Annotated in this window: 9 protein-coding genes and 1 pseudogene; 7 read left to right on the forward strand and 3 right to left on the reverse strand. The window is 69.1% G+C overall.

The features are described 5' to 3' along the window. Nucleotides 1-156 precede the first annotated feature (156 nt). Nucleotides 157-1,668, forward strand: a complete 1,512-nt coding sequence (scpC, locus tag FK531_RS00250; protein WP_181762760.1) for a succinyl-CoA:acetate CoA-transferase ScpC — start codon at nucleotides 157-159, stop codon at nucleotides 1,666-1,668. A 70-nt stretch (nucleotides 1,669-1,738) separates the two neighbouring features. Further along, nucleotides 1,739-2,653, forward strand: coding sequence for an alpha/beta hydrolase (locus FK531_RS00255; protein ID WP_142094671.1), 915 nt, complete (start codon nucleotides 1,739-1,741; stop codon nucleotides 2,651-2,653). A gap of 247 nt (nucleotides 2,654-2,900) precedes the next feature. Here FK531_RS00255 and FK531_RS00260 read toward each other — a convergent pair. After that, nucleotides 2,901-3,248: pseudogene (locus tag FK531_RS00260) on the reverse strand (transglycosylase family protein); the annotation flags it as partial. 613 nt (nucleotides 3,249-3,861) lie between these two features. Between FK531_RS00260 and FK531_RS00265 the strand changes: the two are divergent. The 3 genes from FK531_RS00265 to FK531_RS00275 all read left to right on the forward strand — a co-directional run bounded on the left by FK531_RS00265 (nucleotide 3,862) and on the right by FK531_RS00275 (nucleotide 7,117). Further along, on the forward strand, nucleotides 3,862-5,598 hold the full coding sequence (locus FK531_RS00265; RefSeq protein WP_142094673.1) for a hypothetical protein: 1,737 nt from the start codon (nucleotides 3,862-3,864) through the stop codon (nucleotides 5,596-5,598). A gap of 19 nt (nucleotides 5,599-5,617) precedes the next feature. Continuing rightward, nucleotides 5,618-6,211, forward strand: a complete 594-nt coding sequence (locus tag FK531_RS00270) for a class F sortase (RefSeq protein WP_246097729.1) — start codon at nucleotides 5,618-5,620, stop codon at nucleotides 6,209-6,211. A gap of 87 nt (nucleotides 6,212-6,298) precedes the next feature. Then, nucleotides 6,299-7,117 carry an alpha/beta fold hydrolase gene (locus tag FK531_RS00275; RefSeq protein ID WP_142094674.1) on the forward strand — a complete coding sequence of 273 codons (819 nt, stop codon included), beginning with the start codon at nucleotides 6,299-6,301 and terminating at the stop codon, nucleotides 7,115-7,117. 37 nt (nucleotides 7,118-7,154) lie between these two features. On the opposite strand, the gene FK531_RS00280 is transcribed toward FK531_RS00275, so the two are convergent. Then, entirely contained in the window at nucleotides 7,155-8,339 is a 1,185-nt protein-coding gene (locus tag FK531_RS00280; protein ID WP_246097731.1) for a winged helix DNA-binding domain-containing protein, read from the reverse strand. Nucleotides 8,340-8,436: 97 nt separating this feature from the next. Here FK531_RS00280 and FK531_RS00285 point away from each other — a divergent pair, with 97 nt between their 5' ends. After that, a complete protein-coding gene (locus FK531_RS00285; protein WP_142094676.1) occupies nucleotides 8,437-8,904 on the forward strand; it encodes a hypothetical protein in 468 nt (155 codons plus the stop codon). Nucleotides 8,905-8,978: 74 nt separating this feature from the next. Beyond that, the gene (locus tag FK531_RS00290) at nucleotides 8,979-10,454 is read left to right on the forward strand and encodes an alanine/glycine:cation symporter family protein (protein ID WP_142094677.1); all 1,476 of its coding nucleotides are present in this window, start codon (nucleotides 8,979-8,981) and stop codon (nucleotides 10,452-10,454) included. Nucleotides 10,455-10,615: 161 nt separating this feature from the next. Here the strand turns inward: FK531_RS00290 and pepN are convergent, their stop codons facing one another. Beyond that, nucleotides 10,616-13,135: an aminopeptidase N gene (gene pepN, locus FK531_RS00295; RefSeq protein WP_142094678.1), complete on the reverse strand. Its 2,520-nt coding sequence runs from the start codon at nucleotides 13,133-13,135 to the stop codon at nucleotides 10,616-10,618. Nucleotides 13,136-13,158 lie beyond the last annotated feature (23 nt).

Below are 13,158 nucleotides of genomic sequence, written 5' to 3' on the forward strand. Positions count from 1 at the left end.
CGGGACCTCCATGGCATAGCCGTCGACCTGTACAGTCCGGCATTCTGCCCGAGGCTCGCCGCCGCAGTGCGGTGGCCCACATTCTGGACGATTATGTCAACCAGATAACCTGTTGGCCGTGTTGGTGATAGCGAGCGTCCACGGATCGAGTCGACAGTGAACCGAATCCAGAGCTCGCTGTTCCGCCAGAAGGTCACCTCGGCCGCCGAGGCCGCGACGGCCATCCACCCCGGCGACACCGTCGCCATCAGCGGGTTCGCGTCCGCCGGCACGCCGAAGGTCGTGATCCCGGCCCTCGCCGACCGGATCCACGCGGCGCGCGGAGCCGGATCGAACTTCACCGTCAACCTGCTGACCGGCGCCTCCGTCTCCACCGAGACCGAGCGCATCCTGGCCGAGGTCGACGGCATCGCGTTGCGGATGCCGTACCAGTCCGAGGCGACGGCCCGACGCAAGATCAACGACGGCCGGATGGACTACGTCGACATCCACCTCTCGCACGTCGCGCAGCAGGTGTGGGAGGGCTACTACGGCAACGTCGACGTCGCGGTGGTCGAGGTCGCGGGCGTCACCGAGTCGGGCGAGCTGATCCCCTCCGCGTCGATCGGCAACAACAAGACCTGGCTCGACGTCGCCGACCGGATCATCCTCGAGGTCAACTCCTGGGTGCCCGCGGCGATGGAGGGCATGCACGACGTCTACTACGGCACCGCACTGCCGCCGAACCGCAAGCCGCTCGAGATCACCCGGGTGCAGGACCGGATCGGACAGCCGACCTACCGCGTCGACCCGGCCAAGGTGGTCGCGGTGGTCGAGACGAACGTGCCCGACAGCGCCAGCGAACTGACCGAGCCCGACGACGTGAGCCTCGCGATCGCCGGACACGTCCTCGACTTCTTCGCCCACGAGGTGAAGGCGGGCCGGCTCCCCGCGGACACGCTGCTGCCACTGCAGGCCGGCATCGGCAACGTCGCCAACGCGGTCCTCGGTGGCCTCGACCGCGGCGGCTACCGCGCCCTGACGTGCTACTCGGAGGTCATCCAGGACTCGATGCTGCGGCTGATCAAGGACGGCGCCGTCGCGCACGCGTCGGCGACCTCCCTCGCCCTGTCCGCGAAGGGCCTCGCCGAACTGACCGACAACATCGACTTCTACCGTGAGCACATCACGCTGCGCCCGCAGGAGATCAGCAACCACCCCGAGGTGGTGCGGCGCCTGGGCATCATCGCGATGAACGGCATGCTGGAGGCCGACATCTACGGCAACGTGAACTCGACCCACGTGATGGGCACCAAGATCATGAACGGCATCGGCGGCTCCGGCGACTTCGCCCGCAACGGCTACCTGTCGATGTTCCTGAGCCCGTCCACCGCGAAGGGCGGCGCCATCTCGTCGATCGTGCCGATGGTCCCGCACGTCGACCACACCGAGCACGACACCCAGGTGCTGGTCACCGAGCAGGGCCTCGCTGACCTGCGCGGGCTCTCCCCGCGACGACGCTCGCAGGTGGTCATCGACCGCTGCGCGCATCCCGAGTTCCGGCCGCTGCTGCACGACTACGTCGCCCGAGCCCAGGCCACTCCCGGCATCGGGCACACCCCGCACCTTCTCGGCGAGGCGTTCTCGTTCCACGAGCGGTTCCTGGCGACCGGGTCGATGCTGCCGTAGCACCTCCGGAACGCCCCGCGTCCTCTAGCATCCTCATCGTCTCGAGCCTCGGGACGGGAAGTGAGGGCCGGTGTCCGAGAACGCTTTCGACCCCGCACTGCGGTTGGCACGGTTCCTGCCGCGCAGCGTGGTCACGCCACGCACCGCGGGCCCGATCCGGCGATTGACGAGGCTCGCCGGCGCGGTGCCCCCCAAGCACGGTGACGTCGTCCGGGTCGATGCGGACGTCACCGTCCGGGTGTTCCGACCGAGAACGCTACAGCCGCTGATGCCGGGGCTGCTGTTCGTCCACGGCGGCGGCTATCTCATCGGCAGCGCCTCGATGGGCGACTCGATGTGCCGGCGCGTCGCGAACGATCTCGGGGCGGTCGCGGTGTCGGTGGAGTACCGCCTCGCGCCCGAGTACCCGTTCCCGACCCCGTTGGAGGACTGTTACGCCGGACTGCGCTGGCTCGCCGACCAGCCGGACGTCGACGCGTCCCGGATCGCGATCGCGGGCGAGAGCGCCGGAGGTGGCCTGGCTGCGGCGCTCGCGCTGCTTGCCCGCGACCGCGGCGAGATCGAACCGGCGTTCCAGCTGCTGTCGTACCCGATGCTCGACGACCGGACCGCGCAACGCACCGACATCGACGGTCGCCGGCTTCGGGTGTGGAGCGTCGCCAGCAACCGGTACGGGTGGCGCGCGTACCTCGGCGGAGCTGCCGACGTGCCGCCACTGGCAGCACCGGCACGGTACGGGAATCTGGCCGGTCTGCCGCCGGCGTGGATCGGGGTGGGCACCCACGACCTGTTCCACGACGAGGACGTCGCCTACGCCGCGCGTCTGAACGACGCAAGGGTGCCGTGCGCCTTGCACGTGGTGCCCGGCGCGTACCACGGCTTCGATCTGGTGGACCCTCGATCTGCCACCTCCCGCGCCTATCGGCAGGAGCAGATGCGCGCATTGGCCGCCGCTCTGGGCGACGCCTACCGCGCCCGTCCCTGATCGGCGATCAGCCGCCCATGGTGACGAATCGCCCCGCCAGCTCCGGTGCCGCGGTGTCCAGCCGAGTACCCGGGCGCGAGCGCTCGACACCGGACGGCCGGGCCCCGAGGTCGGTTCGGGTCGTGGAGGTCAACCGATCCCGGACAGCAGAAAAGGTCGTCGCCCCCACTCACGAGGAGTGGGGGCGACGACCGTTCCGCGCACCGCTGTCAGCGGGACGTCATGGAGTCACTTGTGTTGCAGCTCAGAGGTACTGGCCGCACACCGGCCACGCGCCGGGACCCTGGCCCGCGAGCACGTTCTCGGCCACCGCGATCTGCTCCGACCGTGACGCGCTCTCCGGCGAGCCGGATCCGCCGTAGGCGGCCCAGGTGCTCGGCGTGAACTGCAGGCCACCGGAGAAGCCGTTTCCGGTGGCGGTGTTCCAGTTGCCGCCGCTCTCGCACTGCGCGACAGCGTCCCAGTTGTGGCCACTGGCGTTGGCAGTGCCCGAGGCGAGTCCCATCGGGACCGCGACGAGGGCTCCGGTCATGACGACCCAGCCGAGGGTCTTCTTCGCCTTGGCGGCCTTGGTCTGAATGCGGTTCGTGGTCATCTAGGAGAATCCTTTCGCACCCGCAGACGAGGTCGATGTCTGTCGTGATTGCCTCGCCGCTGCCCCACTTGCGGTTCTCGGGGCCGGATCCGCGGGGCAGGCTCAGCGGCGGTCCGGCAGCGGCCCTGACTTCCGGGCCGTCACCGACCATACGGACGGTGCACCGCCCTGGAAACCACCCGGCGACAAGGGCACCGATATCGACACGTGTCCAAATACCGGGATTTGTACACCCGATTCCCGCTGGTGACGGCGCATCGTGATCTATCGAGTAGGCGTTCGTTATCGTTACGTTATAGTGAGGCAGATCACATTCATCGGGGGCTTGCGTGGCCCCGACGGCGCGCGAGCACGACCGCAGAACTCTGCCGATGATCGCGCCCAAGGCCTGACAACCTCAGGCAGACAACTGGCCCCGCCCCTCACCGAGAAGCGGGGCCGTTGTCGTCGAGGGCGTCGGTCGTAACGCTCCGCAAGGCAATGGCGAAGTAAACGCTAACCCATGGCCGGATTCGCCCATAGGAACGACAAGGGGTGGAGTTCGGCCGGTTCGACGGGCGCCAGGATCGTCTCGAATCTGTGTCTTCGTAACGAAGGCCGAAAGGTTGTATCCATGTCGGAGCAGTCCATTGCCAGTCAACGCAGAGCCCGCGCAGCCGCGGCCGGAGCGCTTCTCGCGCTCGGCATGGCGGTGAGCGGACCGGGAATTGCGTTGGCCCAACAGACGGACGCGGGGACCGAGACCACCTGTACACCGACGGCAACCCCGGATACCGCGTGCCCCGCAATGCCAGGCACCGACGGCACCGAGGCCGGAAACACGGTCCCCGACAACGCAATCACCGGCGACACCGCCGTCACCGACAAGACCGTGGACCCGAAGGCAGACGCGACTGCCGACCAGAAGACCCAGGCCGGTGCCGACAAGAAGGATCCGGCCGACCCGATCGCCGAGGCCGAGGCACACACCGCCGCTACCGCCGAGGAGGCCAAGAAGGCCGCCGACACGGCTGCGACGGCGGACGCGGAGTCGGTGAAGGCGGGCGAATCGTCCACGCAGGCAACGGAGGCCTCCACCCAGGCCAGCGTGGCTGCCACGAAGGCAGCCGTGGAGGCGACCAGGGCCAAGGACCAGGCCGCGACCGCGGAGCAGGCAGCCAAGAGCGCGGAGGACGACGCCAGGAGCGCGAACGCGCAGGCGGCCGAGGCGAAAGCGGCCGCCGAGACCGCGCAGACCGCGGCGAACGACGCGGCAGCGCACGCGGACGAACTCGAAAAAGCCGCCGCGGCTGCCGGTTCCGGAACCAAGGCGGCCGAGGCCGACAAGGCCCGCGCCGAGGCGACCGCACTGCAGGCCAAGGCGGACCAGGCAAAGGCCGCCGAGGACGCGATGCGGCAGAAGGTTGCGGCCAAGGAGAAGGAGGCGGCCGAGGCCGCGAAGCAGTGGGACTTCGCAAAAGCGGCTGCCGCCGTGAAGGAAGCCGCGCGGGCGGCCTTGGAAGCGAACAAGCTGGCCGTCACGGCCAAGGAGACCCAGAAGGCCGCGGCTGCGGCGGAGAGCACCGCACAGAACGCCCAGAAGGCGGCCGACGCCGAATCCGAGACGGCCACCGCAGCGAAGAAGGCCGCCGACGAGGCGGCCGAGAAGGCCGCGCAGGCCAAGGCCGCAGCCAAGGACGCGGCCGATGCCGCAACCACGGCGCAGACAGCAGCGGACGCCGCCGGGGAGTCGGCGACCGCGAAGCGTTCCGAGGCGGTCGCGAAGGCCGAGGAGGCGACGAAGAAGGCGAAGGACGCCGAGGCCGCGAGCCTCAAGGCGCAGGACCTCTACATCGCGGCGGAGAAGGCGCAGGCGGCGGCCGATGCTGCAGCGACGAAGGCAGCCGAGGCCAAGGCCCAGTCGGAGGCCGCGCAGGCCGAGGCCGACAAGGCGAAGAAGGCCGAGGAGGAGCTGAAGGCGAAGGACATCAAGGAGATCGAGGACGGTTCCGATCTCGACGGATCAATCACCATCGGTGAGGAGACCCACAGCGGCGACGGCGTCACGAAGGTCAACGACGCCACGGCCGTCTCGAACAAGACCGGCGTGAAGCTGGTCGGATTCTCCAACAGCAAGGGGTCCTTCGAGGTGGTCGACTACTACGTCACCGACGCCGACGGCAACCGGGCGCTCGCGGGCGCACTGCCGCCGGTCGACCTCGCCCTCGGCGACTCGTCGTCGACGGGCGCCGGAGTGAGCGTTCCCGCCGTGGTGGCAGGCGTCGGCATACTCGGCGCCATCGCAGCAGGAACCGTAGTTGTCCTGCGCCGCAAGCGCACCGGCGAAGCGGGCGGCGCTGCCTCGTCGTAGGGCGTACCGCCTGTCGGTGGTGGCTGCCCTGGTGCTCCTCGTCTCCGCCTGCTCGGGCACTGTCCACGGATCCGGGACGCCACCACCGGACCGCTCACCGGTGGAGTCGCAGATCATTGCGGCTCCACCGGTCGGCGCGGCCGTGGCCCCCACCGAGCCGGTCCACATCGAGCTGCGGTCGAGCGCGGGGGTCACCTACCTCAGCAGTCCTCTCAATCCGGACGGGCTGACGCGCGGAGGGGCGAGCGGACAGCAGCTGAATCCGGTGGACGAACGTCCGGTGTGGTGGTCCGAAAGCGGTCTCCCCGGCACCGGTACCGACCAGACCGTGGTGGTCGTGGGCCACAACTACACCAGGAGCACGGCACCCTTTCGGTCGCTGCGGGTTGTCGAGGTGGGCGACCGCGTGGCGTTGCGCACGTCCGCCGGCGTGCTGGAGTACCACGTCCAGACGGTGGGGCCGCTGCCGAAGGGCTCGCTGCTCGTCGACCATCAGCTGCGCGCATCCGTTCCCGGACGACTGATCCTGGCCAATTGCGATGTGCGCGAGGGCGAATCGACCGACGACAATTACGTGGTCGTCGCGCAGCTGGTCGGGTCCGCACCGGGGTAGTCAGCCCCATTACCTACCAGGTAATCGACTGGGCCCCATCGGTGGAGTGAGCATGGGTCTCACCAACCCACCGATGAAGGAGACACCATGCCGTACTTCGAGACTCGTGACGACGTCCGACTCGCCTACGAGGACTACGGGACAGGGCGACCGATCGTGTTCGTCGCGAGCTGGGCGCTCGGCGCGGACATGTGGGAGTACCAGGTCCCGTTCTTCGTCGAACAGGGCTACCGCTGCGTGCTCGTCGACCGGCGTGGTCACGGTCGGTCCGACCGGCCCGCGACCGGATACGACCTGGACACCCTCGCCGACGACCTCGCCGACCTGATCGATCTGCTCGACCTGAGGGAGATCACCGTCGTCGGGCACTCCGCTGGTGGCGGCGAGGTGGCGCGCTACCTGCAACGCCACGGCGAGGATCGGATCGCGAAGGTGGCGCTTGTCGCCGCGACCCTGCCGTATCTCGAGCGGACCGAAGACAACCCCGAGGGCGTGCCCGAGGAGGTGTGCGAGGCAACGGTCCAGGCGCTGCGGGACGACCGGCCTGCGTGGTTCGCCAATCGCGCCCAGGGCTTCTTCGCCACCCACCTCGGCAACGAGGTGTCGCCGGCGCTGATCGACATCACCCTGCGGCAGTGCCTGTCCGCCACCCCGATGGGGACGATCGGGCTGTGGCGCTCGGCGTATCACACGGACCACCGGCCGTCGCTGCGGAAGATCACCGTCCCGACGTTGATCGTGCACGGGGCCGCCGACCAGTCGGCGCCCGTCGCACTGACCGGTCGCCGCACCGCCCAGTTGATTCGGCACGCCGTCTACAAGGAATACCCGACCGGTGGTCACGGGCTGTTTGTCACCCACAAGGACGACCTGAACAACGACCTACTCGAGCTGGCCGAGCAGTGAGACGTCGGTCCGGCCCGAACAACGGACACCGACTGGGTCAGGCGTACTGCTTGGCCAACGGCGACGGAAAGCGCGCCAGCACCCGGACACCGCCGAGCCACTCGGACAGTGCCTGCGCCTCGGCGTCGAGTGCCCGGCGGGCCTCCGTACCCACGTCCTCGAGCAGGTGCACCGCCACCCGACCGTCCCCGTCCTGCCACCAGCCTCCGACGATCCGCCCGTCCCACCACGCGGTGGGCCCGGCATTACCGAAGCTGTCGAAGAGCAGCTCCTTGTGCGGACCGAGGTACCACTGGCGGTCCCGCCAGCCCATCGTCGTCGGGTCCAGCGCCGGTAGTAGTGTCGCCCACGGCGGCACCGCGGCGACCGGGTCCTGATCGTCGGCAAGCAGGTAGCCCGTCTGCCCGTCGAGGTCGACGGTGACGATGTCCAAGGCGGACAACGCCTTCCGCACCATCGTCACAGTCGATCCGAGCCACCACTTGATGTCGGCCTCGGTCCCGGGCCCGAACGCGTGCAGCCATTCGGCCACCAACCAGGCCGCGCCGTCCACATCGTCCACGGGCTCGAGCTGCGAGCCCAGCCACGACTCGGTTGTCGCCCACCGGTTCCGGGACACCCGCCACGGACCGTCGTTGGTGGCACGCACGATCCGACCCTCGGCGGAGAGGACGGTGAGCACCCGGGGGCCCACCGACACCCGCCCGCCCCAGCTCCGACCCTCCCCGTGGGCCATCGACCTGTCCAGTAATGGAATCTGCTCGCGCAGTTCGCGATACGACGACGGTTCGCAGTTCGAGAGTACATCGAGAACGGCGGCACCCGCCGCGGTCAGCCACTCCTCCCCGTCGTCGACCAGGCCGGCCTTCTCGACCTCGCGCACGAGGCGCCGGCGCTCGGTGTCGGCGACCCGGTTGCTCGCGCCGGCTTGAGCGAACGGCATCGCGTCACGAGGGAACACGAACAGGGTCCGCCGCATCGCGAGATGCTTGACCAGCGAACGCTCCTCGTAGAGAGCCCGGTCCAGATCGGCGACGGTCATCCCCTCGACCCGTGCCCGCACGGACAGGTAGATCGTCGCGGGGTCGGTGCCGTGCAGGCACACCAGGCTGCGCGCCGCCTCGGTCACGTTTGCGGCGCGGGCCGTCGGCGCCAGGCAGTGCCGCTGGGCCAGGCGGGCTCGGCGTTCGGCAACATCGACACTGCGTACGGGTGCGGTCACGTATTCAGTCTGACCCACGTCGCGGTCGAGCACACAGACCTGTCGGACCGTCGCGCTACGTTCGGCCCCGGACTCAGCGATCACGACAGGGGTGGCCATGACGGAATCGACAGACGCGTCGGAGCTCTCGAAGTGGGTCGACATGGTCGACTGGCTCGTCGACTCGCTCGGCGACAAGCCGGTCGGGTTCACCCTGAACCTGGGCCCGCACAGCCTTCACCTGGTCGGCGACGAGGAGGACGACGTGGTGTGTGCGCAGCTGCAGGTGCTCGCCGACGGCGTTCTGATGCTGCGACGGTCTCGCAAACCTATGGACCAGTTGATGTTCGGCGACTACTCGACCGACTCGCTGGTGCTCGATCACTGGTATTTCGACGACCATTTCGAGGACTGCACCGACGGATATCTCTTCAGCCACGACGTCCCGCTCGTCGCGGATGCCTGCGTGACGTGGTTTCGGGACAACCGGGGCACCCGGTCCGCCGACGAACTGGGCTGCGAGTACCGGTTCCCCGACGAGTTTCCGGATCCTCCTCCCCTGTTGCCGACTGATCGCGGAGTATGAACCGGGCACAGAGGTAGTCGCTCGCTGCGGCGGGTCCACTGGACTGTCGGCACTCACTGGCCTACATCTACGTCATGGACTTCATCCAGCAGCAGTTCATCGACCCGATCAGCAAGGTGCTGTACACGTACGTGCTGATCTATCTGTTGGTCGGCGCAGGGCTGTACTTCACGATCCGCACCCGCGGCATCCAGTTCCGCCGATTCGGGACGATGGTTCGGCAGCTCGCGTCGTCCCGGTCGGGCTCCGCGGAGGGGATTTCGTCGTTCCAGGCGTTTTGCGTCGGGCTGGCGTCCCGGGTCGGTACCGGCAACATCGCCGGCGTGGCGATCGCGCTGACCCTCGGCGGACCCGGCGCGATCTTCTGGATGTGGTGCGTCGCGCTCGTCGGCATGGCGACCGCCGCCGTCGAGGCGACCCTCGCGCAGTTGTTCAAGGTCCGCGGTCCGGACGGGGCGTTTCGCGGCGGGCCCGCCTACTACATCCAGCGCGGGCTGCGTTCCCGTGCGGGCGGGGTGTTGTTTGCGGTGCTGTTGATCGTCACGTTCGGGTTCGCCTTCAACATGGTGCAGGCGAACACCATCGCCGACGTGCTGGCGCAGGCGCACACCGTCGATCAGAAGTGGACCGCCGTGGTCCTGATGCTTCTCGCGGCGCCCGTCCTGTTCGGCGGCATCCGTCGCGTCGCGCGGGTCGCGGAGGTGGTGTTGCCGCTCATGGCCGGGCTGTATGCCCTGCTCGCCGTGGTCATCATCGTCATGAACATCGGACGCGTGCCCGAGGTGATCGGCTGGATCTTGGGTGGCGCCTTCGGAATCGGTGAGGCCGCCGCGGGTGTCGCGGGCGGTGTCGCGGCCGCGATGCTCAACGGTGTCAAGCGCGGCCTGTTCTCCAACGAGGCCGGCATGGGCAGCGCCCCGAACACCGCTGCGACCGCAACCGTGTCGCATCCGGTCAAACAGGGCTTCGTGCAGTCCCTCGGCGTGTTCGTCGACACGATGATCGTGTGCACGGCGACCGCGATGATCATCCTGATGGCAGGCCCCGACGTGTACGACCCTGCGACCCCGGCCTCGAGCACGGGGGCATCCCTGACGCAGGCCGCCGTGCAGCACGAGCTGGGGTCGTGGTCGGGGTGGCTGATGACGGTGCTGGTATTCGTCTTCGCGTTCTCGTCGGTTCTCGGCAACTACTCGTATGCCGAGGTGAACATGACCTTCCTCGGCGCCGGGCCCCGCGCGCTGCGGGTCTTCCGCCTCCTGGTGCTCGCGGCCGTCGGCGTCGGTTCGGTGCTGGCGCTGTCCGCGGTGTGGGCGCTCGCCGACGTTGCGATGGCACTGATGGCACTGGTCAATCTGGTCGCGATCGTGCTGCTCGGCAAGTGGGCGTTCGGCGCGTTCCGCGACTACGACAGGCAGGTGAGCGCCGGACTGGACCCGGTGTTCACCGATGTCGACAACCCGGACCTGCCCGGCGAACTCCCCGATTCGGTGTGGCACACCCCCGGCGCAGTCGCGGTGGCCGGGGACCGACCTCAGGGGAGCCGGTAGTCGCAGCTGCTCGGTCGAGGCCGTGCCGGGCGCTTCGGTGAGCGTGTCGATCGGGCAGTCCAGTCAGGTTTCCGTTGCCGCCCATCGGTTCCGGGACACCCGCCACGGGCGAGCGGTGGGCTTGACACCAGTGCGTAGCGATCGACGAGCCGCGGTGAGTGCTAGTGCGTTTCGCGTTCTCCGGCAGACGTGCGGGCACTTCGTGCCCGCACGCGCAGATCCCGGTCCAGGTGGTCGCGCTGCTCGACCACAAGCCGGCGCAGCGCGGCCGGAGCATCGGGGTGCGCGGCCAGCCAGGCGTCCACCCCGGCCAGGGAGTCGGACGCGGGGAACAGCCCGAGCACGATGCGCCTCGCGATCTCGATGCTCCGCTCGGCCCAGACCGAGCCGATCGCGGCGAAGTACCGCTCCTCGAACGGGGCCGTGAGCTCGTGGTGTTCGCCGGCCCTGAAGCCACCGATGACGGCGTCGAGGTGATCGTTGGTCAGCCCGGTATCGGTCAGCGCTGCCGACCACGCGTCAGCCTTCACCCCGGCGTCCGGCCGGGCGGCGAGTGCCCGCAGATGAGCGGTGCGTCCGGACGCCGTCGCGTCGAAGGAGAGTTCGACGTCGAGGTCGGTCGCAACGGCGTGGCCGGTGGCCGACAGCGCGGTCCACAGCGCCCAGCGCAGGTCGGGGTCGAGCGCCAGTCCCGCGGGTGCCGGCAGCGCACCGTCGAGGATCTCGCGAATCTCGCGAGCGCGACGGTCGTCGACGGTCGCGGCGGTGGCCACTGCACGCGCCCACGCCAGCTGCGTTCCAGATCCCGCGTCCGCGAGGTGCAGTGCCGCCCAGCATGATTCGAGCCACTCGCCTCGCCACCGCTCCCGGTCGACTGGCTTGAGGTAGTGCCCGATCGCGTACGACGCATTGGCGAGCACGGCAGCCGCCAGCGCCGTGTTCGACTCGGCGCGCGTGAAGGCCCGCGCCATGGCGAGGTACCGTCGCGCGTCGAGCTCGCCGTCCCGCGTGGCGTTCCACAGTGCCGACCAGATCAGCCCCCGGGCCAGTGGGTCGCGGACGCGGTCGAGGGAACGCTCCACGGTGGCAAGCGAATCCGCATCCAAACGGATCTTCGCGTAGGTGAGGTCACCGTCGTTGAGCAGGCGCAGCGGAGCAGCGGAAAGCGCGACAGGCGTGCGCTCGCCCACGATGTCCACCTCCACCCGGTCACGGCGGACCAGATCGCCCGCGTCGTCGTAGTCGTAGAGGCCGACGGCCAGCCGGTGCGGACGCGGGTCCGTTTGCGTGATCTCGTGACCGTCGCCGGACGCCTCCAGCGTCAGAGTCGACATCCCGGTGGACTGCAACCAGGCCCGGGCCCAGGCCTGCAGGTCGCGGCCGGACGTCACGGACAGTTCCCCGAGCAGGTCGGCGAGGGTGGTGTTGCCGTACGCGTGTGCGCGGAAGTAGCGACGCGCGCCCTCGAAGAAGGCGTCCCTGCCCACGTAGGCGACGAGCTGCTTGAGCACGCTCGCACCCTTGGCATAGGTGATGCCGTCGAAGTTGAGTTTCGCGGCCTCCAGGTCGACGATGTCCGCGACGATCGGGTGGGTCGTGGGCAGCTGGTCCTGCGAATACGCCCACGCCTTACGGCGATTCGCGAACGCCACCCAGGCGTCGGTCCACTCGGTGGCCTCGGCGCTGGCGAGCGCGCCCATGTAGTCGGCGAACGATTCCTTGAGCCACAGGTCGTCCCACCACACCATGGTGACGAGGTCGCCGAACCACATGTGCGCCATCTCGTGCAGGATCGTGTTTGCCCGACCCTCGTACTGGGCCGGGGTCGCCGCGCCGCGGAAGACGTAGGCCTCGGTGAAGGTGACGCAGCCCGGGTTCTCCATGGCGCCGAGGTTGTACTCGGGCACGAACACCTGGTCGTACTTTCCCCAGGGATAGGGGTAGTCGAAGTTCTCGGCGAAGAAGTCCAGTCCCTGCCTGGTCACCTCGAAGACGGTGTCGGCGTCCAGGTACTTCGCCATCGACGACCGGCACAGGACGCCCAGGGGAACGGTGAGATCGCCTCGGCTCCAGGAGGACTCGACCCGATGATAGGGACCGGCGACCACAGCGGTGAGGTACGTGGAGATGGGCAGGGTGGGGGAGAAGGTCACGGTCTGCGCGGCGGCGTCCCCAGCGCGCTCGGCCGCCCGACGATTGGACACCACCTGCCACCCCGCGGGGGCAGTCACGGCAAAAGCGAACGGCGCCTTCATGTCCGGCTGCTCGAAGCACGCGAACACGCGGCGTGCGTCCGCCGGCTCGTACTGCGTGTACAGGTAGGTCTGGCCGTCGACGGGGTCGAGGAAGCGGTGCAGGCCCTCACCCGACCGGCTGTACGCACCGGTGGCCGCGACGACCACCACGTTGGACGGCTGCAGGTCGCGGACAGTGATACGCGAGCCGTCGTACTCGACCGGGACGTCCTGCCCGTTGACGGTCACCGACCCGATGGCCGGACCGATGAAGTCGAGCCACGTCTCGGGGGTGGTCGCGTCGAACTCGACCGTCGTTGTGGTCGCGAAGCCGGGACTGGCCTGGTCGGGGGCGGACCGCACGTCGAGTTCGACGCGGTAGGCGCGGACGGTGACCGCGGCGGATCGCGCGGCGGTCTCGGCACGGGTCAGGTTCGCGGTGCTCACGCGTCCGATCCTGCCAGGCCCGT

The sequence above is a fragment of the Rhodococcus spelaei genome (assembly GCF_006704125.1).
Classification (GTDB): domain Bacteria; phylum Actinomycetota; class Actinomycetes; order Mycobacteriales; family Mycobacteriaceae; genus Rhodococcus_G; species Rhodococcus_G spelaei.

Coding starts and splice junctions, on each gene's coding strand:
- FK531_RS00265 (WP_142094673.1), top strand. CDS start 3,862: ATGTCGGAGCAGTCCATTGCCAGTCAACGCAGAGCCCGCGCAGCCGCG.
- FK531_RS00275 (WP_142094674.1), top strand. CDS start 6,299: ATGCCGTACTTCGAGACTCGTGACGACGTCCGACTCGCCTACGAGGAC.
- FK531_RS00285 (WP_142094676.1), top strand. CDS start 8,437: ATGACGGAATCGACAGACGCGTCGGAGCTCTCGAAGTGGGTCGACATG.
- FK531_RS00290 (WP_142094677.1), top strand. CDS start 8,979: ATGGACTTCATCCAGCAGCAGTTCATCGACCCGATCAGCAAGGTGCTG.